We start from the raw sequence: 22,771 nt of genomic DNA, 5'->3' as shown, positions 1-22,771 counted from the left end.
GCGTCGTTTCAGCTTCAAGATGATTTCCGACAACGTTGCGCAACGCTGTCGTTCGAACCTGAGACAATCGTACTCAACCTTACCAGCATCATTTCCCCTGAGTGCCTTGAAATGCAAAACATCGAGACTGCAATTGGCAATGCCGAGGCAATCCTTAACAGCATCACTGATGCGTTCTACTTTCTGGATAGGGAGTGGCGTTTTGCCTACGTCAACCGCCGGGCCAGCGAACTTCTTGATCGGCAACCTCAGGAATTACTCGGCAAGACTATTTGGGACGAATATCCGCTTCTCATTGGCACTGACCTCGAAAAGACTTACCGTAAGGTCGCAGCCGAGAAGACGAACGAGTCTGTGACCTTCTTTTACCCCGAGCACCAGAGATGGTACGAAGTTCACTGTAACCCAGTACCGCAAGGTATTTCCGTCTACTTCCGAGATGCGACGACAAGGGTGCTGGCTGGCGAGCGTTTGCGCGAGAGCGAGGTTCATTTCCGGACCATGGCCAACGCCATTCCACAAATCGTATGGATCACAGATGCGGAAGGAAATGTTCAATTCTTCAACCAGCAGTGGTACGACTATACCGGGAATCGACACGAATTAGAGGATGCAGGACAGGTCAGCGCAGACTACGTCCATCCGGAAGATCATGCGTCAACGATGACCGCATGGGAGAATGCAAAGCGTGATGGCAAGACCTACCTGATTGAGCATCGCATTCGTTCTGCAGCCGGGCAGTACCGCTGGTTTCTTGTCAGGGGCGAGCCATATCATGATCCCATGACCGGCAATGTGATACGTTGGTACGGGACCTCAACCGATATTCACGACAAGCGATTGGCAGAGGCCGCACTCCGGCAAAGCGAAGAGCGCTACCGCACCTTGGTGACCGCTTCTGCACAGATGGTATGGCGCGCCGAACCGAATGGAGAGATCTTTGCCGACTCTCCTTCCTGGCGGGCATACACCGGTCAATCCTACGACGAATGGAAAGGATTCGGTTGGACAAGCGCGCTACATCCTGAAGATACCCAGCGCATCATGCCGATATGGCAACAATGTCTGATAGAGCGCAAAATTTGCGAGGTGGAATATCGAGTCCGTCGAGTCGATGGCGAATACCGGTGGACTGCCGTACGTGCGGTGCCAGTGCTCAACGCGGATAACTCCGTGCGCGAATGGATTGGCACGAATACTGATATTCACGAAGTAAAGCTAGCGGCAACAGAGCTAGAGGCTAGCCAGGAGCGACTCAAGCTGGCAACGGAAGGGGGCAAAGTCGGCATTTGGGATTGGGACATGGTTGCCGGCAAGGTGGACTGGTCCAGGCAGGTTTATGACATCCATGGCTTGTCGCCAGACGACTTCGGCGGAACAGCGGAGGATTTCAAAAGGACGGTGCATCCAGACGATCTGCCAGAGCTATGGCACATCATTGAGGAGGCGTTACAGGACAAGGATGTGTTTGCACGCGACTTTCGAATAGTGCGGCCAGATGGAAGCATTCGCTGGGTTTCAAACTGGGGCAACATCTATCGTAACGACGATCATGTTGCGGTCCGGGTGGTAGGTACCCTGGTTGATATCACTGACCGAAAGAACGCTGAATTTGCATTACAGGAGCAGAATCGCCGCAAAGACGAATTTCTGGCAATGCTGGCCCATGAACTCAGGAACCCGTTGGCGCCCATCAGCGCCGCCGCGGCCCTGATGGGGATGATCCAGCCCGATGCCGGCCAGCTAAAGCAAACCAGCGAGATCATCAATCGTCAAGTCCAGCATATGACTGGAATGATCGACGATTTGATGGACGTATCCAGAGTGACTCGAGGCCTCGTCGCCTTGGAAAAAAGAGAGCTGAGTGTCAAACGTGTCATTTATGATGCGGTCGAACAGGTAGGGCCGCTGATTCGAACCAAGCGTCATCACTTGAGCATGGAACTCGCCCCGGAACCTGCGATCGTTCTCGGCGACGAGAAGCGACTGGTGCAGATCCTGACCAACCTGCTCAACAATGCCGCCAAATACACTCCAGACGAAGGCACGCTTCAGCTGCGTATGGATGTGCAGGATGGAAGCGTTCTGCTGAGCGTTGTCGACAACGGGATTGGCATTGCGCCCGAGCTGCAACCACATATCTTTGACTTATTCATCCAGGCTGAGCGGTCGCCTGATCGCTCCCAAGGCGGTCTTGGCCTTGGCTTGGCATTAGTGAAAAGCCTGGTTGAGCTCCACCATGGAACAATCACTTGCGCAAGCGCGGGTGCGGGCCTTGGCAGTGTTTTTACTATTCGTTTGCCGCGAGTTGCTTTGAAAGACGATAGGAAAAATAGCTTCTATCAAAATCAAGCAGATGGTCTGCAGACAAAGAGGAAACTGCGCATTCTGGTGGTGGACGACAATATGGATGCAGCGCAGATGCAATCGCTTTACCTCCAAGCCGCAGGACATGAAGTCGCGACGGAATATGGTTCGAAACAGGCGTTGATGCGAGCGAAAGTAGAAAAGCCCGACTTATGCATGCTTGATATAGGATTGCCGGAGATGGACGGCAATGAACTGGCACGGCAACTAAGGCAGCACCCGGAGACGAAACAAATCTGGCTGATCGCTATTACCGGCTATGGACAGGAACATGACCGACGAGCGTCTCTCGACGCCGGGTTTGACTACCATCTTGTGAAGCCAGTGAACGCATCAGAGTTGATAACGCTGATTGGACAGCTTGACGAGGGCAGGAAAAGGCATTAACTGAAAAATCCAACGGTATCGTCTCTGCGTCTTGGGCATTCGTGCGCTCGCAGGACCTTGGCGGGTAATCGCAACATTATGGCCGTAAAGCCAAACAAACAACTAATTAATAATTAGCGGCCGGCCAGTGCACTGAGTGCATCCTCGATCCGATAGGGCTTAGCTAGCAAGCAGCACCGGCACGTCTGAACAGCGAGCGTTCAAGAAACGAGCCAGATCCACGCCCGAGATCGGTCCGGGCATCACGACATCCGAAAACAGGCGGTTAATATGCGTACTGGACTCGATAATGTGCACTGCCTGCTCCGCATTCTTGGCCACTACGACCTCGAAGCCGGCCGCACGCAGCGCCGGGACCACCGCTTCGCGTACGAGTGGATCGTCTTCCACGAATAATCTTGCGAGGAGTCATCGTGAAAAAATCCAGGTTCAAGATCGCTATCCGAAGGTTCCTAAAGCTTTTCTGACTGGCGCTATCTTCTCTGTATGCGCGCCGCCTCAGGGCCTGTTTGAAAACGGGTCGAAGGAGGAGCAAGTTGGTAATTTGAAGTGGTGGAAGTGCACGGAGAATTACCATGTGGACAGAACCGCAGTGGGCCGGACAGGCCGAGCGCGAGCGCAAAGTCAAGAGCTATCCAAGCGATCTGAGCGATCAGGAATGGCAAGCCATTGAGCCATTGTTACCGTCACCAGCGAGAACCGGCCGCCGCCGCATCACGGACCTGCGCGAAGTGCTCAATGCCATTCGTTACGTGGTACGTTCCGGATGTGAATGGCGCATGTTGCCTGCCGGTGCCGCGAGCAGAGCCTCCAGCAGTTCGTCGAGGGTTAATGCCACCGCCTTGCTAATGGGCAATGGAAGCTCTGGCAGAAGTTCAAGCTGGCGCATCCATCTGGTCAAAGAGGCGTGCATCCCAGATCGTGTTTGTGGTGCCGTCGCAATTTGGTTGCGGGCATATGCGAGAGCTTCCGCATCTGTAAGCTGGTCTTGCAGCCACAGCTGCTGATACTCGTAAATTCTCTTCTGTGTGGACGGTCGGACTGCGTCTAGGTTGCCATTGGCGATGCGCGCTTTCGACAGGCCGGTTATGTCATGCAGCAAGCTGGGGATACTCTGCTTGCGGCCTTCCGCCATCACGTGTAGGGGCAAGTAAACGCACTCAGCAACTGCATCACGGCTGCAGCACCTTGTGCGGGCGGCCTCCTTAATTTCCCGGTCTTGGTAGCTTTCGGATCCTCGGTCAACGTCTTCATGACATTCTCATTCTAAATCAGGAGTGCACAACGCCGTCGTCCTCGAAAGTGAGCAATAGCCTCGCCATACAGTACTCATGCAGGATTCAACCGAACAACGAATTTAGGCAGTTCCAACAGAGCAGACGAAGTCCCGCAATGGCTACCCTCCTGAAATTATCCGACTGCACTCCAGTGTCCAGATCTAAGTAAGAAAGTAGCGGTTGGAGGCGCATACAGGCGCTGCTCGAGCCAGCCATGGAACCAAATAGACATTATGGCAATTACGCAGGCTATAACTATCGTGTCATTGCTAGGGGCGCAGAAGCTCCAATAGTAAAAATTGCTACTGCCTGGCTGAGGTGCTTGGCTTGTTCATGCAATGTGCCTGACGCTGCCGCAGCTTGTTCGACTAGCGCCGCATTCTGCTGGGTTACTTCATCCATGTGACCAACGGCGGTATTGACCTGCTGCACCCCCAACGCCTGTTCACTGCTTGCCGCAGCAATTTCATCCACTACACTTGACATGCGCGAGACGGCTTCAACAACTTGATTCATGGTGGATCTGGCGTCAGTGACCAAGCTACGGCCTGCGCTTACCTTTTCGACCGAGTCGTCAATCAGGTGTTTGATCTCTCTCGCGGCCGAAGCCGAACGTTGTGCAAGCCCACGCACCTCGGCAGCTACCACTGCGAAGCCGCGACCGGAATCTCCCGCACGGGCTGCCTCGACCGCTGCGTTCAATGCCAGGATATTCGTTTGAAACGCAATAGCGTCGATGGTGCTGGTGATTTCAGCAACCCGTTTGGCGGAATCCGAAATGGCATTCATGGTCGTGCCCACGTCAGCAACGGCAGCATCGCCGCGACGTGCGATGGCACGAGCCTCTCCCGCCAACAGGCTGGCATGCTGCGCATTATTCGCATTCTGGCTGACTGTTGCGGCGAATTGCTCCATGCTCGATGCCGTTTCTTCCAAGCTTGCCGCCTGGGTTTCGGTACGCCCTGAAAGATCCATGTTGCCTGCGGCGATTTCTCCAGTAGCCCGGTTGATGGAAGTGACGTTGTCGCGGATGTCGCCGATTGCAGCAAGCAGGTTGACATGCATCTGACTCAAAGCTCTTAGCAGTTTCCCGCCTTCGCCAATGTGGTGAGGGATGTCTCGTTGTGTCAAGTCTCCGCCGGCGAAGGACTTCGCCAGGCAGGTTGCCTCCGACATCGGCAGCACAACAACGCGGTTTATGTACACGTAGAGTGCAAGGTTAAGCATTCCACCTGCTACCGAGGCATACGACAACCATTGGGGCAGGGCGATAGTACTAAACAGAAGATGTAAAAGGGTATATGCAGCGACCATCACCTGTGGCAGCGATGCCAATGCAAGCCGTAGCCGTAAGGAGAGGTAGTCACCGCGCAGTAATGTTGCAAGAGCCGATTTCCGGATCAAGCGGCCTTGAGCTAAGGTAAGCGTGCTGTGGTTACCTTGATTGATATTCGCGTATGCAGCTACGGCGGCATCGATCTGGTGTCCTGCTGGCTTGGTGCGCACGGACATGTAGCCAACAATTTGCCTTCTTTCGGTGATTGGTGTGACATGGGCGATCACCCAATAGTATCCGCCATCCTTCCGCCGATTTTTGACAGGTGCGCTCCATATCTCCCCGGCCTTGAGCGTTTTCCACAAATCGCCAAAGGCGGCCTCAGGCATGTCTGGATGTCTAACAATATTGTGCGGTGCTCCTATCAATTCGTCTTCGCTGAAGCCGCTGACTTCGACAAAGTAGGGATTGACATAGGTTATGCGGCCCTTGAGATCAGTTTTGGAGACAATCGGACGATCGTCTTGCAGTACGTATTCGCTGCCATTGACGGGGAAATTTTTTCGCATTGTCGCTCTCTTTCATGCATCAAACCAGCTTGAAAAGATGTGTCGCCAGTCTGCAGTTGTCGTGCAGTGATGCGGCTATTACATAGATGTTGCACCAAGGAAACTTTGATCTATGTCAAAATTACCCAGGCGTTATTTGAGAGTTGCGGCAACGCTACGTTTTCTCTTCTTGCCGGTATGTGTTGGTTTATTTAAGAAGAGGATTGGAAGAGTCTCTAGACCGCAGGAGCCCGCTATCTATGAGCGCGAATTTAAACCTTTAGCGTATCCCGTTATTCCCTACTATAGGGCGAATGTGCTGGTAAGGTGCTTTAAAGCCCCGTTGGAAAGACCCATGGCTAGAGCAGGGCGCTGCCATAACTGAACTTTCAACACACGTATTTTCACTTGAGTCGAAACTACTCAATCGAAACGTTATTGACCAGACGTTCCAAAACTCGCATAATGGCGTTATTGAACAGTCGTTCCATAACTGATAGATGGGTTGCGCATGGCTAGGCCAAGGACGTTCGATGAAGACGTTGTTATCGCCCGCGCGGCAGAGGTTTTCGGGCGCCTTGGCTACAACGCCTGCTCGGTCGATGACCTGGTGGAGGCAACGGCGCTACAGCGAGGCAGTCTGTACAAGGCATTCGGTTCCAAACGCGGTCTATTCGAAAAGGTGCTGAACCGGGTCTTGGTCGGCGAATGGTACCGTGAGCCGGCCGTGCTCGACCTCCTAATTACCGCTCTGCGCGAACTGGCGCAAACAGACCTGCAGATCGCCGCCCTTTGCCGCGACGTCCTGCATGCCTATGGAGAAGGCGCCGCCGAACTGCTCGGCTCGCGTCTGCTAGATCACTTGCCTGCACACGAACTCAACAAGGAGTAGCGATGCCTCGACTCGAATTAACCGCCCGAGAACTTGTCGTCCACCTGACAGCGTGGGAATCGATCTGGTCGCTGCGGCGGAGCTTTCGCGTGCCGCTTGCGCATGTTCGCGGCGCTACCGAAGACAATGGCTTCGGTGGCAGAGCGCTAGGCCTGCGCATTCCGGGCACCTACTTCCCGGGCCTGATCGCCGCCGGCACCTTCATCAAAGGGGGCGACAAACAGTTCGTCTATACCTCGCGCAAGTTGCAGACCATCGTGATTGAACTGGCCGGTAATGACTGGGCCCGCTTGGTGATCGGAGTGCTGGACGCGCGCGCCGAGGCAGCGCGAATCAACGCTGCTGTCGTCAGCCGCCACTAGCTTCCGGAGCAGAATATAGGACTAATGCAAGGTTCAAGTGTCGGCAAAGAGTTGCTGGATGCTGTCCCGGGTCGACCCCTGAAGTTGACTAGGTAAGCAGCGGTGTCCGGACTGATGTAAGAAAGCGCTCGTTCAGAGAAACTCGAACGCCGGTGGGGCCATTCATACGGTCAAAACCTAGACATTATGGCCGGAACGCCTGGTCCATCCGTTCCGGGAATTATCTGGGTATTCTTCTAACATTATGCTTACTCGATACCAATTTCCTGGGTTTCATACATGTTCTCTCGAGCCGTCTAGCGGAAGACAAGGATGGGCACTGGTGAGTCTGCCAGTACACGCTGGGTCTCACTGCCTAGCAAAAGTTTACTTATGCCCCTTCGTCCATGAGAAGCAATAAAAATGACATCGCAGCCATAGCGTTCTGCTGCTGCGACGATCTCTCCAGCAGGGTCTACAGAGCATGGCGTTGTAGTTTCGCATTGCACACCTTGTTTCTTCGCCTCGTCGGCAAGGCGCTGGACATGTTGTTTTGCAAGACGCAACGCATCGTGCTCATACTCTTTCCTGTAATTGGGGATGTCCATTCCTTCTGATGGACGCGGATACACAAAGGGATGCGCTACCGAAATTCCAACAATTCTTCCATTATTCGTCTTGGCTGCTTCAATCGCAGGAGCGAAGGTCTTCTCGGCCAATGGCGACCCATCGGTCGGAACGAGAATAGATTTGAACATGATTACTGCCTCCTATATAGCAAAAAGGAATTCTTGATCCCATACCGTCCGTGCAGATCCATGTCTTAGGTTGGAGAAATCTGATCTGTAAAGACACAATCCATCATCTCACCGCCATCGTTTGCCTCACCTATGTAGATAGGGCGCTCTGGTTTATTACGGTCTCAATTCCAGCTTCATAAACATTGTTCCACTCTCTGCCGAGGGCGAAATTTCAAACCCAAGGGTGCTAGCCATATTGAGGATTCCATGGTTATAACTGAGCGCCTCGCCAACAACACGCTGCGTACCGCGGCTGGTGCAATATGCAATCAGTTTCTTCATTAGTGCATAGCCAAGTCCTTGCCCCTTGAGATCGGAACGGACAATCACAGCAAATTCTGCTTCCACGTTGTCTGGATCGGCGACGACACGGGCAACACCGAGGGTTTCCCATGCGCCAGTGGCAAGCCGGCGCGTGGCTATGAACGCCATTTCCCGGTCGTAGTCGATCTGTGTCAGTCGAGCCAGCTGTGAAGGTGATAGCTCACGCATGCGGATGAACATTCGGTAGCGCACATCTTCTGGATCCAGGGCATTGAAAAAAGCCACGTGTGCGGCGCCATCCTCTGGGCGGATCGGACGCAACAACAGATCAGACCCTCGCCACTGAACCCATTCTTCCAGATCTGCCGGATAGGGACGAATGGCCAGTCGCTCCAATCCATCACCTTTTATCGGCCTCACGCAGATACGCGCGTCAAGCGCAATCACGCCATCGGCGTCCGCGAACAGCGGATTGATATCGAGTTCCCGCAGTTCCGGCAGGTCGATCACCATGTCGGATACCTGCACCAGTGTGCGGCTGATCGCTTCGATATCAGCTGGACGACGATTTCGGTATCCACCAAGAAGCCGCGCAATGCGCGTACGCGAAATCAGTTCGCGGGCCAACACACCGTTAAGGGGCGGCAATGCAATTGCACGGTCGGCCGTGACTTCGACGGCAATGCCGCCTTGGCCGAACAATATGACAGGTCCGAACACCGGGTCAGTCGCAACTCCCACAATGAGTTCCCGTCCTTCCGGCCGTCTTGCCATCGCCTGTACCGTGAAGCCTGCCAGGCGCGCATCCGGGTACAGTTCGCAGAGTCGTGCATGCATCCTCTCTGCAGCCGCTGTAACTGCCTCTGCGCTTTCCAGATCGAGCACGACACCGCCTACATCGGACTTATGAGTGATATCCGGAGAGAGGATTTTCAGGGCAACTGGAAAGCCAATGTCTCGTGCTTCGCGTCCGGCAGCAACAGGATCCGTCACCCTGCGCGTTTCCACGATTGGAACGCCATAAGCTGCCAATACCTGTTTGGCTTCCCATTCCGAAAGCAATTCCCGGCCATCGGCTATTACTTGATCAATAATTGCGCGTGCAGTTTTTTTATCTCCAAGGTGCGCCTGCGATATGGCGGACGGTACTTCCATTAGCAGTTGCTGGTTTCTCTGATAGCGGACCATCTGCATGAAGCCGCCAACTGCCTTTTCAGGAGTATCGTAAGTCGGGACGCCGATGTCTGCGAAGGTGCGCCGTGCGGCCGCTACAGAGTCGCCACCCAGCCAGCATGCCAACAGATTACGATGCGACTGCTGGACGATTGGAGCAAGTATCGCTGCAATTTCCAGGCTTGGCACAATTGCTGTCGGAGCATGAATAAATAGAATTGCATCGACATTCTTGTCGCCTAGAAGGATCTGCAGGGTTTGGGCATACCGCTCAGGTGGTGCATCGCCCACGATATCGATCGGATTAGCCTTGGACCAATTGTCTGGTAAAACGCCATTAAGACGGTCCAACGTCGCAGCAGAAAGGGGCGCGAGCTTGCCACCGGACGAGATAAGCGTATCAGTTGCCATCACGCCCGGACCGCCCCCATTGGTCAGAATTGCCAGTCGCTCGCCGCATAGCGGACGCAATCGGGCGAGAGTTTCTACCGCGTCGAACAATTCTTCGGTCGAGTAGACTCGCAGCATGCCCGCACGCCGGATAGCCGCGTCGTAGACGTCGTCAGCGCCAGCTAGTGCGCCTGTGTGGGACGTCGCTGCTTTCGCACCTTCAGCTACCCGGCCGGCCTTGATGACGAGAGTCGGCTTGCTGCGCGCAGCAGCACGGGCGGCCGACATGAATTTGCGTGCTGAACTGACCGCTTCAATGTACAGCAAAATGGCTTGCGTATCGGGGTCACTTGCCAGGTAGTCGATGACGTCGCCGAAATCCACATCGGCACTATCGCCAAGGGAAATAAACTTTGAAAAGCCGATGTTACGCGACTTGGCCCAGTCGAGTACGCCAGTGACCATGGCTCCGGATTGGGAAACGAACGCGATCTTGCCAGGAGCGGCATCAATATGAGCAAAGCTGGCATTGAGGCCAATGGCAGGCACCAGCATGCCGACACAGTTAGGCCCCAAAATGCGCAATAGATATGGCTTGGCGGCGGCCAGCATTAACTCTTTCATCGTCTTGCCTCGCCAGTCCCGGTGGGTCGACAATCCTGCGGTGAGCACAATGGCGGCACGGGTGCCACGCTCGCCGAGTTGGTGAATTAACTCTGGAACACTGGCCGGCGGCGTACAAATGACTGCCAGATCGGGAACGCACGGCAGGGATGCAACGTCCGGGTATGTCCGCAGGCCGCACAGCGTTTCATATTTTGGATTGACAGGATAGATTTCTCCGTGAAAGCCGGCATGGACGACATTCTCCAGGACAGTCGTACCAACGCCTCGTGGCTTACTGGAGGCACCGATAATCGCGACCGACTTGGGATGAAACAGATAATTCAGATTGCGAACCGTCATGCGTGCCTCAGATGAGAGAATGTCGTCTGCCTGTTGGAAATCTACGCCGATGTGATGCGACCAGTATCTCGCTCAATGCGAAATGAGTACGGGTACCGTCATCGACTGCAACACCGTGCGTGTTGTCCCCCCAAGCAGAATTTCACTCAGGCGGGAACGGCCATACCCGCCCATGACTATCAAGCCGGCGCCGTAATCGGCCACATGAGACAGTAACGCATTGGCGACATCGATATCTGGTGTGGTCTTCTGTCTGGACACATCGACGTTGATACCATGGCGTACGAGGTAGGCTGCGATATCAGCCCCTGGTTCTTCTCCATGTGCACGCAACGATATTTCCGGATTGAAGAGTACAACTTGTACCTGGCGCGTTGCCCTCAGCAGTGGAAGAGCGCCGTTGACCGCCCGTGCTGCAGCCAGACTGCCATCCCATGCGATGACTGCGCGCGACCCGAAATTGGAATGGTCATCGACATACGGCGCCACGAGTATCGGACGCCCGCTATTGAGCAGTACGTATTCAGCAACATCACTACGTTCGCTGCTCAAGGGTTCTGCAGGGTCCGATTGACCGACTATGACGAGATCGCTATAGCGCGCCTGAAGGGAAAGTGCTTCCCCCGCTTCATCTTCGATCAGCCGCTTCTCGAAGGAACGGACGTTATTGCGGTCGGCGATCTGTTCGAAGTCCGCCAGCGCTTTCTCTGCATGCTCCTTCATGTAAGTCAAGCATGCATCGAGCACCGGCGCTGCGCCGGGAACCATGCCCCCTGAATATAGTATGGGCAGCACACCGGTTGGCGCCACACCAATGAGATGCGCATCATTTTCGACGGCTATCCGCGCAGCCAGCACAATACGCTCTCTGGTATGGCGGGATGCATTGACATGAACGGCTATTGTACGGTATGGCATATCGCGACTCCCATGATGAGGTACGGAGAGACGGAAACAACCGAGTCTCCGGCACAGTTGGCCGTTTGATGGCCAGTGTTAAAGAACAGGCGTGCCCATGGTAGAAGTGTGGATTGAAAGTTTGATTGATTCAGATCAAAGTGCCATGTGCCTTCCAAAATTCATGCAAGGCCTTTTCTCTCTGCCTGGATTTTTTGACTCAAGTCAAGGTAATACCCGCATCATGCGTCGCATAGTGACGTCGGTCTGCCGGTGCGATATGCATTGATATCGGCGTCACCTTAATCGCTGGAGGATGTTGACATGGACAAATCAACAGAGCAGTTCATACTGGACATCATCAATCATGGCAAGGACTTAACGCTTGCCACTATAAGGCCGGACGGATATCCACAGGCCACTACGGTCAGCTACGCAAACGATGGCATGAACATCTATGTTGGCATTGGCAAGGACAGTCAGAAGGCACATAACCTGCGTCGCAACAACAAGGTTTCCCTGACAATAAACGCGCCGTACAAAGAATGGAACGAAATCAAGGGCCTGTCTATCAGTGGCACTGCGGAGTTTCTCAACGACACACAGGAGCTTAAACATGCAGCCGACTGCATGATCAAACGCTTCCCGCAACTGTTGGAATGGACCCGGTCTAACCAAACAAACGATGTACTGTTGCTAAAAATTCGACCCCAGTTCTTATCGGTCCTTGACTATCAGAAGGGGTTTGGCCATACCGAGCTGGTGCAAGTCTAATCTCGAAACCAGCGTTCATGCCTTGATGGCACCGGTCAAAGAATGTGTCTGGTGGCATCGGGTAGGGCGCCGCCAAGAGAGGGCTACGGTCGAGACATCGTTCTTATAGCCTCACCGAGGAAGAAATTCGCAGGCATCGGTCTTATATTTGGCTAGTTTGCGCTGCGGTGTTGAAATACGCCGGTCGTATCCGCATTCTGCACCACAGATGCTACTGACTAACAGTCTTGTCTACTGCATAGAACTTGCTTCATGACTGAGGCTTTTCCACACCTAATGGAATGTTCAATGTCTTATAAAACCATCCTCGTCCATGTCGATCATTCACGTCACATGGTCCAACGTGTACGTGCCGCCTCCTTGGCTCGTAATAACGTGAACACCCACATAGTAGGTGTTGCGGTCACTGGAATCTCTCGCCACCTGCGTCTTTCAGAGCGGGTCCGGGAACAAGGGGGGCAAAGCACGGATGCATTGCAGGAAGAAGTCAGTCGCCTGCACAAGTCGGCAGAGTCGGCGCTGGCCTGCTTTGAAGAAACCGCGAGGGCGGCCGGCCTCCATTCTTTTGAATGCAGGCTGGTAGCAGACGAAGAACTTGGAGGCTTGAGTTTGCAAGCCCAGTACAGCGATCTGACGGTTCTTACTCAATTGGATCCGGATGAGCCTGCCAATGCAATGGCTGACGATCTTCCCGAATATGTTGCAGTGTACAGTGGACGGCCCGTCCTGGTGCTTCCCTATGGCTATGAACTCGCGGCACTCGCCGCCAACCCATGTCTGGCATGGGATGGCAGCATCGAAGCCACACGGGCCGTGCATCATGCCTTGCCGCTGCTGGAACAGGCCGGCAAGGTCGACATACTGAATCTGTGCCATGGCAGAAAACAGCCAGAAAAGAATGATGTCGCAGGAGCCGATATTGTTCGGTACTTCGCTCATCATGAGATCGAGGCAAATGTAATCCAGGACCATTATATGCACGGCGATATTGGCGCGGCCCTGCTCGCATATTGCAATACAGCGCACAGTGATTTGCTTATCATGGGCTGCTATGGCCATTCCCGCTTCCAGGAAATGCTGCGCGGCGGCGCGACACATACTGTGCTTGAGAAGATGACGATTCCAGTGCTGTTAGCCCACTAACCGGTCAGTCGATGCTGCCTTGGCCGAAACAACCTCGTGCCACTAACGTCTTATACAGAAGTCAGATGCGGCTCTAGGTTAGCGGCTTTTGCCGGATGGCACTTATCTTTGCATAGGAATTCAACAGGTCCATTTACTGGGCAAACTCATAGACAATTTCGTCAATATGGCCACGCCAGTATGGCTTGGGACCATCCGGCAGCAACCAGATCACTTCACCGTCAAGCGGTATCGTCATGCCTGCGCGTTGTGTATAGTTCCAGAATCGCCCTTGCCAGGGCGTCGGTATGATTGTCCCTTCCACAGCGCGACCGCGTGCCTCGGCACGGACAGTATCGATCAATCCGGCCTCGGTAAAGGTAAACAACATGGTCAGCTTGGTGTCGCCGTCTTCAAGCGTAGCCGCTGCTGAGTTTTCATCTACGGCATGCCAGCGTACTCCTTGGCTGGGCAGCAACGCAGTCGGATACCAGGCCGCTTCTGCAAAAAAGCGCATGAGTTCTCCTTTCGCCACTTCGCTATTGCCATGCAGGTGCGCAACGGTAAACAAGCCAAGCAGCGAAGCGTGAAGAATGCCATCACCAGCCACATAAGCATCGTGCACATGCACGTTCAAACCCGGCATAACTTCAATACGGGCGTCCCAGTCAAACCCCGGTCGTTGGGTAACTACTCTCTGGTCCGAGATGAACGGATACCATTTTTCACCTGACTCGCTCATATTGAACATGCCTTGGTGTTTGACATGGGCACCTGTCACGATGGGTTGGCCGTCTTTAAGAACGGCTCGAAAGAATCGATGTACCGGCAGCGGCAGAGCCGCGAGCGTATTGAAGTCAACTGTCTTTGATGTTATTGGGCGCCGTGCAGCATCAAGACGGGCACGCAGTTCACGAGTTTCGGCATTCCATACCATTTTCCCGATACCGACTGCTGCGACAGCAATGCCGGCGAAAATGAGCGACGCTGTCATCAGCGATGCCGTCGAGATTCGTATTTTCATGGCGGTAGCAAGACAGTAAGACGTTGAGTTATTCGATAGAGATGCCTACTTTGAGAATGTTGCATTCATTGGCTTCAGCAAGTGGTTTTTACTTGTGCGTCGCACCAGCTTGCGGAGTTCATTGCTCCATAACACCGTACTGGCGACGCCACCGCAGAACAGCCATTGGTCGAGGCTAAGCGGCGTGGTATTGAATGCCATGTTGAGCATGCTGACATGGACGACAGCAATCTGCAGCAGCAGCGACAAGGCAATCGCGCCCCATAGCCACTTGTTGGCAAACAAGTGATGAAATGCGCTGGTCAAGTCCGATCTGGCATTGAAACAGTTGTAAAGCTGGGCAAGCACTAACACCGTAAAGCCAGCAGTGCGCGCATTGTCGAGGTCTCGCGAACCTTCGATCAAACCGCCGGGCAAATAAAAATCGATGGTCAGCAGCGTGACAAGCGCCATCACGATCCCGGTCTGGAAGACACTCGCCCACATCTGTGCATCAATAATCCGGTCGGTCAGTCGGCGCGGCGGGCGCGCCATGACATCATCGGTTTCTGGATCAATACCCATCGCTAGGGCCGGTCCAGAATCGGTCAGCAGATTGATCCACAGAATGTGGGTTGCCAGCAGCGGCAACACAAGCCCTCCGGCGGCATCGGACAACCCGAACATATCTGCCATGACCACGCCGAGGAAGATCGTTAATACTTCTCCGATGTTGGAAGACAACAGGTAGCGCAAGAACTTCCTGATGTTGTCGAAGATATGCCGTCCCTCGCGCACCGCGCGAACGATTGTCGCGAAATTGTCATCAGCGAGGATCATTCGGGCCGCTTGCTTGGTTACCTCCGTGCCGGTGATCCCCATCGCGATGCCAATGTCTGCTGACTTCAATGCAGGTGCATCGTTGACGCCGTCACCGGTCATTGCGACGATATTGCCATCGGCCTGTAACGCATCGACGATCCGCAATTTATGCTCCGGAGCGACCCGGGCGAACACGGATGTCGATCTGACCGCATTGGAAAAAGCAATCCGGTCCATCTTTTCCAGTTCCAAGCCTGTCAACGCTGGCAGCGTAGCGGTGGTAATGCCAAGGTCAGCCGCGATACGCGCTGCGGTCCGTGGATGGTCACCAGTAATCATCACCACTCGGATACCGGCCTGGCGCGCTTCGTGGATTGCCAAGGCGGCTTCTTCGCGCGCGGGATCAATGATGCCTACCGTACCGGCATAGATCAGATCCTGTTCCAATTCCTCGCCTGCATGCGCTTCTTCTCCCGGATTTAAACGACGGTAGGCCACTGCCAGGGTACGCAGAGCCGCGTCGGTGAGGTTATCGACGTCGGCTGCGATGCGTTGCCGTCTGGCGTCGTCCAGCAAGACGGTTTCGGAGCCGATGCGGATCCTGCTGCATCGATGAAGCAGTACGTCAGGCGCACCTTTTGTCATGATGACAATGTTGTCGCTGTCTTCATGATCGACCTGCAGGGTCGACATCAGCTTGCGTTCGGAGGAGAACGGGATTTCACCGATGCGCTCGAAACGCCGCTTACGCCGTGAGGCAGCACCGAGCTTCTCCTCAGCGACCAGAAATGCCGCCTCGGTCGGGTCGCCCTGGATTTCCCATTGACCGATGTTGTTTTTGCGAAGCTCGGCGTTACTAGCCAGGCTGCCGCCACACAGGACAAGGACATGCTCGGCGTGCAGCGGTCCTGGTAGGAGCGGGTCGCCCAAGTGCAGGATTTTACCTTCCGGTGCATAACCGATGCCGGTGACATGGGTCGATCCTGAGGCTGTGATAATACGCTCGATTGTCATTTCCGCCCGGGTCAGCGTACCGGTCTTGTCTGAGGCAATCACCGTGGCCGCCCCCAGTGCCTCCACGGACGACAATTTTTTTACGATCGCATTTTGCTTTGCCATGCGCTGAACGCCCAGGGCAAGCACAATCGAAAGGATTGCGGGAAGCCCTTCCGGCACTGCGGCAACCGCAAGAGACACGCCAAGCAAGAGCACTTCGACGATTTCAGCCATCCCGTGAATTGGCGTGACGGACAGCACCGTGGCCACGACGAGCGCAGCAATGAGCGTCACAACCGCACCTAGCATCTTGCCTACCTTGCCGATTTCCTTTTGCAACGGTGTCTGAGACTCCACAGTACGGTCGAGCATACTGGCGATGGCGCCGATCTCCGTTGCCATTCCGGTCGCGGTCACAATAGCCAGGCCATTGCCCTGGACAACTATGGTTCCCTTGAAAACCATGTTCATGCGGTCGGCAAGCGGGACGGGATTCTGCAGTACCGCCGTATCCTTGAGTACTGCTTCACTTTCCCCGGTCAACGAGGCTTCCTGTACCCGCAATGCCGCTGCCTGCACCAGGCGTGCATCGGCGCCGACAATATCGCCCTCACTCAATGAGAGCAGGTCGCCACAGACCAGTTCGTGCGTTGGTATGCGAACTAGCTGTCCATCACGTAGCGCCGACGACATGGCTGCCGTCATGCTGGTCAATGCGGCAACAGCATTTTCCGCCTTGATTTCCTGTGCATAACCCAGGATGGCGTTCAGGACAATGATTGCTGTAATGACGATTGCATCAATGGGAAGGCCTGCGCGGCCTTCCATGAACCAGGCAATCAACCCAATGGCTGCAGCGGCGACCAGGAGGTAGACCAGCGGGTCCTGGAAGTGCATCAGGAATTGGCGCCAGGCAGGTGAACGAGGCGCGGCGCGCAATGCGTTGGGTCCGTCATCACGAAGCCGCTGTAACGCTTCAGACGAGGACAAACCTGCATGAACATTTGTCCCGAGAGCAGCGGCGACGCGGCTGCTGTCCAGCGCGTAGGCGCTATCAAGGCTTACAGACTGTTTCATCGCGCTTTTATGGTCGATCTTGTCAATGCCGTGATCCCGTGATGCCTTGAACGAAGTCGCATGGAAACGGACACGCTGACGCGCGGTGGACGCTTGTTTATGGTTGCCTGCGTATGGCTGGCAAGCCCAGAATTTTTATCGCTGAAAGACATAGGTGCCCGGTGCATCGGCTATGCCAGGGGGCATGGAGGGTGGCTCTTTCCGGTTTGGCGAATGGCTCGATAACCAGCTTTCCCACGCAGGCCACCATGATCCTTCCTGCAATGGCGTCATGCGATGCCAATCCTCGGGGTTGATATAGGGATCGGTAGGCATGTGCCGGGAAATCTGGTATTGCCGATTGGGATGACCTGGTGGCGAAACCACGCCGGCGTTATGTCCGCCGCTGGTCAGGCAATAAGTCACTTCAGTGTCGGTGAGCAGATGGATCTTGAAAGTCGATCGCCATGGCGCGACATGGTCAGCGATCGTGCCCACCGAAAAGATCGGCACGCGAATATCTGAAAGTGCAATCGGCTGTCCATTGACGCTATAACGGCCTTCGGCCAAATCGTTGTGAAGGAACAGGTCGCGCAGATACTGGATATGCATCCGGTAAGGCATGCGGGTCGTATCCATATTCCATGCCATCAGGTCTGTAACCTTTTCCGGCAGGCCGAGCAGGTAGTGATTCAGCCTGCGCGACCAGATAAGGTCATTGGACCGGAGCATCTGGAACGCACCGGCCATCTGGCGGCTGTCGAGATATCCTTGTTCCCACATCAATGCTTCAAGCAATGCCACCTGGCTTTCATCGATAAACAGTGACAGCTCGCCTGGTTCCTTGAAGTCTACTTGCGATGCGAACAAGGTCATGCTCGCCAGGCGCTTGTCACCATCACGTGCCATGGTTGCTGCAGCAATCGACAGCAGGGTACCGCCAAGACAATAACCGACGGCATGGAGCGCGGGAGACTGCGTCGCATTGCAGATAGTCTCGATGGCGTCCATGATGCCCAATGTACGGTAGTCCTCCATGGTCAGGTCACGATCTGCGGCGTTCGGATTCTTCCAAGAGATCATGAATACGGTGTGACCTTGCTCCACCAGATAGCGTACGAGTGAATTATGCGGTGACAAGTCGAGAATGTAGTATTTCATGATCCACGCCGGCACGATCAGAACTGGAGTCGTATGGACAGTCGATGAGGCTGGCGTGTACTGAATCAGTTCAATCAAGCGGTTTCGGAAGATGACTTTGCCGGGTGTGGTTGCGAGTGTCTCACCGACCTTGAATGCATGATCGCGCGGTTCGGATGCAAAGTCATGCAGCCAGTCGCTGGCAGCATTGGCAGCGCCGCGAATGAAATTCCTGCCTTGGCTCCGGATTGCCGCATTCATCACTACGGGGTTTGTGCCAGTAAAGTTCGACGGCGACAACATGTCGAGCAACTGACGGGCAGCAAACGTCACGACCTCCTCATGATGTTCTGATACGCCGCTGATTCCTGTTGTCGCGCGATGCCACCATTGCTGGGACATCAGAAAGCCTTGGTACATCAAGTTGAATGGATACTTTTGCCACGCTGAATCGGCAAAACGCTTGTCCTGAGGCAGCGGATCCACACACGGTGCGGTCTCGGCACTTGCGTGACGTAAGGCATCAAAGGCATATCCGTGCCACCTTGCTATTTTGTGCCAGCCGTCAATCAATAATTCCTGCTGCTTGGATGGCGACAGCTGAAGATGCGTAATCCAGTCAACATAGGCGATCCATAGGGCAGTCGGCGATATACCGCCCGTAAGTCTGCCAACCGATGCCATCAGAATCCGGTCTAGATCCTTGTTGCCATCATCATATTGGCGCGGCTCCCGGGAAGGGGCGCCAAGCCAGGCGCTGGCGAGCCGTTCAGGATGGCGAAGCATGTTCGGGAAAGCGTGGTCCATTGCCTAAGTATTTGAGAAGCTGATGAGGCGAAGATAAACAAACGTTTGCCCAAAAAAACTGACCTGGATCAAGTACATAAGGAATGGCGAAATTTATCCTGTCGCCTCGCTTAATGAATGCCAGGACACTTGAATGAATTCCAGAGTAGTTGAGAACCGAACGTTCGATGAGATTGTCATTGGGGACCACGCGCAACTCGTACGCACGCTATTGCCGGAAGACATTGAGCTGTTTGCAGCAGTATCTGGTGATGTCAATCCGGCCCACCTTGATCCGGTCTATGCGGCAGGAAATCGCTTTCACAAGGTGGTCGGACATGGCATGTGGGCCGGCGCCCTGATCTCCGCAGTGCTGGGGACAAAATTGCCGGGCGCCGGGACGATCTACCTGGGGCAGGATTTACGTTTCAAGCGTCCGGTCGGGATCGGTGACACCGTCACCGTCACGGTGACTGCCAAAGAAAAGGACGCGGCCCGCAAGGCGATCTACTTTGATTGCCGCTGTACCAATCAGCAAGGTGAAGACGTTGTCACTGGCACGGCAGAAGTGCTTGCGCCAACAGAGAAACTGCGGCAGCCTGTTATCGAGGTGCCGGAAGTATCGGTTGTACACCGCCATCGTTACCGGGAGCGGCTTGGAATGGGGAAAGCGCCTTCATCTTCCGAAAAAGCTCGCACGTCAACAGCGCCTCTTGCAGGACTGGTTTCCCCGACGCCGGTTGTTGAGAGTTCGGTTAGAGCGCCGTTTAGCTTGCACGGTCGACGCGGGTTGATACTCGGGATTGCGAATGAACATTCCATTGCCTATGGCTGTGCTCGCGCCGTTCGGGCAGCCGGTGCCGAACTGGCAGTGACTTACGTAAATGACAAGGCTAAGCCTTTTGTGACACCGTTGGCGGAAGGGCTTGGATGCGCCATTACTGCACCATGTGATGTGCGCATACCTGGCCAACTCGAAGCGCTGTTCGAACGTATCGAACGGGAATGGGGCAGGCTGGACTTCGTATTGCATTCGATTGCCTATGCACCTAAGGAGGATTTGCACGGCCGTGTCACCGATTGCTCAGCAGCGGGCTTTGCAATGGCCATGGATGTGTCATGCCATTCCTTCATTCGCATTGCACGCTTGGCCGAACCGTTGATGCACCAGGGAGGTTGCTTGCTGACGGTGAGCTTCTATGGTTCGGAGCGGGTTGTCGAGCACTACAATCTAATGGGGCCGGTCAAGGCTGCCCTTGAGAGCACGACACGCTACCTTGCGGCGGAATTGGGGCCGCAAGATATACGTGTGCATGCAATTTCCCCTGGGCCGATGCACACGCGAGCCGCCAGTGGTCTTGATCGTTTTGATGAACTGCTGGAGCGAGCGGCGGCACAGGCTCCACAGAAGCGCCTGGCCAGTATCGATGATGTTGGCGCGCTGGCAGCTTACTTGGTCGGCGACGGCGCGAAAATGGTAACTGGCACTGTGATACCAGTGGATGGAGGGCAGCACGTGATGGCCGGATGACCCACTGACCATGTGTATTGAGTTCGCTATTTGAGGAAACATACAAAAGGCGTTTTTCAACTGGCAGACGCAATAAAGCAGGTCTCGTTACGCGCGGGATAAAGGAGGTATGAGGAACCGTTCAACATCCAGAATTAAAACGCGTCCGTATTCGGCATTGAAAATCCCATGGATTGGGTTTCCGGTATCAATATGCGTTTCACGTAGGACCTCGATTTCCTGCGCTGATAGCCCGACCGATCCTTTGACTTTATCAACGATGAAAGCACCATAAGGCCGCTTTAATTTCAATATCAACATCGAACGTGACTGTGTGCCATGGTTATCCTGTTTGCCAAATTCCAGGAACTGCCAGAGAACCTCTATTTCTTCCTGTTCCGGCTCGAACTCCTCCGCGATCTTTCCCGCTGCCGCACTGCTGGGTCCATTCTTCTCTGATTGTCTGGTTGAGGATGCTTTCAGGTTGATCTCGGGTGCGCCATCCAGCCCGAAGTGGCGTCAGAGCGACAAGCCAATACTTCACTTGTTAAATATAAAGCAATGAGCCAAAAGAAAAAACTGACCTAGGTCAGGAATGCCATAGTGACAACGTCAAGTGCTGAACTGACCGTCTTTTGGACAAGGACACGGAAAACGAAATTATTTATACCAATTTGGTTGGCAGTTCGACCTAAAACGTTTTTTAGCTCGATCTTGAATATATGTCGGTAGTCATCTATTATTGTTGCAAAGGAGAAAACAAGTGCCGAAGTCGAATAAAGTTACGGCAGATTGCAACCGGCAGAGGATTGTCGAGAAGGCGTCATCCCTTTTTCGAGAAAAGGGGATCGAGAATGTGACCGTGGCAGAGGTAATGCAGGGTGCATCAATGACTCATGGGGGCTTTTACAAGCACTTCGCGTCTAAAGCGGCACTCGCCGCAGAAGCATGTGCTGGCGCGTATGGTCAAGTTGAGAAAGCACGCAAGACTTGGCTGGATGGAGAGGGGCGTCATACGCTCACAACGTTCATCGAAAACTATCTTTCGGTACGCCACTGCGACAATCCCGGGCATGGCTGTCCCATTGCGGCATTGGCAAGTGATGTAGCTCGCGCGCCTGAGAACGCACAATTACATATGGAATATCTGGCGGGTTTAGAGGCTGTTGTCGCTGAGCTTAATACACGTATTGAGCATTCACATCCTGAAAAGGAGCATTCGGCCCTTGGGATTCTGGCGACACTTGTAGGCGCCTTGGTGATTTCGAGAGCGACGAAAGGGAGTCCCATTTCGGAGCAAGTACTACTCGAGGCCGTCAGTTTTCTGAAAAGACGTCCCTCGGCTAGTTCAACCATGTGAGCATGACTCCAATGCCGCAGTCGCTCTACCGCTGAACTCTCCACTTAATTTGAAAGACTCGTTGGATCTCCATACAATGCAATAATTAACAATAAATAATTGTAGCCGCCGACATTTCCACAACTGGGGATATCGTCCCGAAACCCGACGAATCCGATCCAATGAAGTTGTTCCGGCTTATTCACGCTTGGTCTAGGCGTCAATGGCTTTCTGCAACTTCAATGAAAAAGAATAATATATTCATCTACCGACATTGGTTTGTCGATATCCGTAAACGTTTCGGACTAAGCAAACAGGTATTCCTGTTCACGCTTATCGCCATCATCGGTCTATGGGCCGCGATCGGTATTGGGTTATCCCAGCTATACAACCTTGCTGAGACGGAAAGCAAGACTGAACTCGAGAATCTCACCCTCGCATTCTCCGAAGAGGTCAACTCATCGGTCAATACCATTGATCTCTCATTGATTGGCCTACGCTCTCATTGGATACGCGATGAGTTAAAGTCGGAAGTGGTGTACGGCAGGGAACTGAGGCGGGAGTAAGGCGGTAGAGGTTTTTGTTGGACAATTTGATTGTCGAAGTCAAAACCAACCAACAAAGGAAACCTCCACCATGCGTAAG

General features: G+C 54.1%; 18 protein-coding genes and 2 pseudogenes. 10 read left to right on the top strand and 10 right to left on the bottom strand.

Annotation, left to right across the window (positions count from 1 at the left end; translation table 11 throughout):
- Window positions 1–111: 111 nt before the first annotated feature.
- Window positions 112–2,754, top strand: coding sequence for a PAS domain-containing hybrid sensor histidine kinase/response regulator (locus tag FH061_RS20845; protein ID WP_151637766.1), 2,643 nt, complete (start codon window positions 112–114; stop codon window positions 2,752–2,754).
- A gap of 159 nt (window positions 2,755–2,913) precedes the next feature.
- Here FH061_RS20845 and FH061_RS20840 read toward each other — a convergent pair whose 3' ends face one another.
- Window positions 2,914–3,144, bottom strand: a complete 231-nt coding sequence (locus FH061_RS20840) for a response regulator (protein ID WP_151637765.1) — start codon at window positions 3,142–3,144, stop codon at window positions 2,914–2,916.
- 185 nt (window positions 3,145–3,329) lie between these two features.
- Between FH061_RS20840 and FH061_RS31120 the strand changes: the two are divergent.
- Window positions 3,330–3,542, top strand: a pseudogene (locus tag FH061_RS31120) (transposase); the annotation flags it as partial.
- Here the strand turns inward: FH061_RS31120 and FH061_RS31115 are convergent.
- Both FH061_RS31115 and FH061_RS20830 read right to left on the bottom strand, forming a co-directional pair.
- On the bottom strand, window positions 3,503–3,856 hold the full coding sequence (locus FH061_RS31115) for a hypothetical protein (RefSeq protein ID WP_225984788.1): 354 nt from the start codon (window positions 3,854–3,856) through the stop codon (window positions 3,503–3,505). The pseudogene FH061_RS31120 and the gene FH061_RS31115 sit on opposite strands and share 40 nt — an antisense overlap.
- Window positions 3,857–4,286: 430 nt before the next feature.
- A complete protein-coding gene (locus FH061_RS20830; RefSeq protein ID WP_151637763.1) occupies window positions 4,287–5,876 on the bottom strand; it encodes a methyl-accepting chemotaxis protein in 1,590 nt (529 codons plus the stop codon).
- 490 nt (window positions 5,877–6,366) lie between these two features.
- Here FH061_RS20830 and FH061_RS20825 point away from each other — a divergent pair, with 490 nt between their 5' ends.
- Together FH061_RS20825 and FH061_RS20820 are read left to right on the top strand one after the other, a co-directional pair.
- Window positions 6,367–6,747, top strand: coding sequence for a TetR/AcrR family transcriptional regulator (locus tag FH061_RS20825; protein ID WP_151637762.1), 381 nt, complete (start codon window positions 6,367–6,369; stop codon window positions 6,745–6,747).
- A gap of 2 nt (window positions 6,748–6,749) precedes the next feature.
- Window positions 6,750–7,109, top strand: coding sequence for a hypothetical protein (locus tag FH061_RS20820; RefSeq protein ID WP_151637761.1), 360 nt, complete (start codon window positions 6,750–6,752; stop codon window positions 7,107–7,109).
- A gap of 296 nt (window positions 7,110–7,405) precedes the next feature.
- Here the strand turns inward: FH061_RS20820 and FH061_RS20815 are convergent, their stop codons facing one another.
- From FH061_RS20815 to FH061_RS20805, 3 genes are all read right to left on the bottom strand, one after another.
- A complete protein-coding gene (locus FH061_RS20815; protein WP_151637760.1) occupies window positions 7,406–7,846 on the bottom strand; it encodes a universal stress protein in 441 nt (146 codons plus the stop codon).
- Between the two features lie 156 nt (window positions 7,847–8,002).
- On the bottom strand, window positions 8,003–10,681 hold the full coding sequence (locus tag FH061_RS20810; protein WP_151637759.1) for a bifunctional acetate--CoA ligase family protein/GNAT family N-acetyltransferase: 2,679 nt from the start codon (window positions 10,679–10,681) through the stop codon (window positions 8,003–8,005).
- 72 nt (window positions 10,682–10,753) lie between these two features.
- Window positions 10,754–11,599: a universal stress protein gene (locus FH061_RS20805; RefSeq protein WP_151637758.1), complete on the bottom strand. Its 846-nt coding sequence runs from the start codon at window positions 11,597–11,599 to the stop codon at window positions 10,754–10,756.
- A 303-nt stretch (window positions 11,600–11,902) separates the two neighbouring features.
- On the opposite strand from FH061_RS20805, the gene FH061_RS20800 reads away from it, so the two are divergent.
- Together FH061_RS20800 and FH061_RS20795 are read left to right on the top strand one after the other, a co-directional pair.
- Window positions 11,903–12,352 carry a pyridoxamine 5'-phosphate oxidase family protein gene (locus FH061_RS20800; protein ID WP_151637757.1) on the top strand — a complete coding sequence of 150 codons (450 nt, stop codon included), beginning with the start codon at window positions 11,903–11,905 and terminating at the stop codon, window positions 12,350–12,352.
- Window positions 12,353–12,640: 288 nt separating this feature from the next.
- Window positions 12,641–13,495 (top strand): universal stress protein, encoded by an 855-nt coding sequence (locus FH061_RS20795; RefSeq protein ID WP_192805171.1) that lies wholly within the window; start codon window positions 12,641–12,643, stop codon window positions 13,493–13,495.
- A gap of 133 nt (window positions 13,496–13,628) precedes the next feature.
- Here FH061_RS20795 and FH061_RS20790 read toward each other — a convergent pair whose 3' ends face one another.
- From FH061_RS20790 to FH061_RS20780, 3 genes are all read right to left on the bottom strand, one after another.
- Complete coding sequence (locus FH061_RS20790) at window positions 13,629–14,498, bottom strand: DUF6920 family protein (RefSeq protein WP_225984775.1); 870 nt, start codon at window positions 14,496–14,498, stop codon at window positions 13,629–13,631.
- Window positions 14,499–14,543: 45 nt separating this feature from the next.
- Window positions 14,544–17,372: a cation-translocating P-type ATPase gene (locus tag FH061_RS20785; protein WP_151637755.1), complete on the bottom strand. Its 2,829-nt coding sequence runs from the start codon at window positions 17,370–17,372 to the stop codon at window positions 14,544–14,546.
- A 135-nt stretch (window positions 17,373–17,507) separates the two neighbouring features.
- Complete coding sequence (locus tag FH061_RS20780; protein ID WP_225984774.1) at window positions 17,508–19,298, bottom strand: PHA/PHB synthase family protein; 1,791 nt, start codon at window positions 19,296–19,298, stop codon at window positions 17,508–17,510.
- Window positions 19,299–19,431: 133 nt separating this feature from the next.
- Between FH061_RS20780 and FH061_RS31110 the strand changes: the two are divergent.
- Window positions 19,432–19,821, top strand: a pseudogene (locus tag FH061_RS31110) (MaoC/PaaZ C-terminal domain-containing protein); the annotation flags it as partial.
- 228 nt (window positions 19,822–20,049) lie between these two features.
- The gene (gene fabI, locus FH061_RS31105; protein WP_225984786.1) at window positions 20,050–20,808 is read left to right on the top strand and encodes an enoyl-ACP reductase FabI; all 759 of its coding nucleotides are present in this window, start codon (window positions 20,050–20,052) and stop codon (window positions 20,806–20,808) included.
- A gap of 87 nt (window positions 20,809–20,895) precedes the next feature.
- On the opposite strand, the gene FH061_RS31800 is transcribed toward fabI, so the two are convergent.
- Window positions 20,896–21,153 (bottom strand): chemotaxis protein CheW, encoded by a 258-nt coding sequence (locus FH061_RS31800; RefSeq protein WP_225984785.1) that lies wholly within the window; start codon window positions 21,151–21,153, stop codon window positions 20,896–20,898.
- A gap of 397 nt (window positions 21,154–21,550) precedes the next feature.
- Between FH061_RS31800 and FH061_RS20765 the strand changes: the two genes are divergently transcribed.
- Both FH061_RS20765 and FH061_RS20760 read left to right on the top strand, forming a co-directional pair.
- Entirely contained in the window at window positions 21,551–22,147 is a 597-nt protein-coding gene (locus FH061_RS20765) for a TetR/AcrR family transcriptional regulator (protein WP_192805170.1), read from the top strand.
- Between the two features lie 221 nt (window positions 22,148–22,368).
- Entirely contained in the window at window positions 22,369–22,692 is a 324-nt protein-coding gene (locus FH061_RS20760) for a hypothetical protein (RefSeq protein ID WP_151637752.1), read from the top strand.
- Window positions 22,693–22,771 lie beyond the last annotated feature (79 nt).

The organism is Noviherbaspirillum aerium (assembly GCF_008929045.1).
Taxonomy (GTDB): Bacteria; Pseudomonadota; Gammaproteobacteria; order Burkholderiales; family Burkholderiaceae_D; genus Noviherbaspirillum; species Noviherbaspirillum aerium.
The sequence above is the reverse complement of the archived record's forward strand: the minus strand, read 5'-3'. Positions and strand labels throughout refer to the sequence as shown.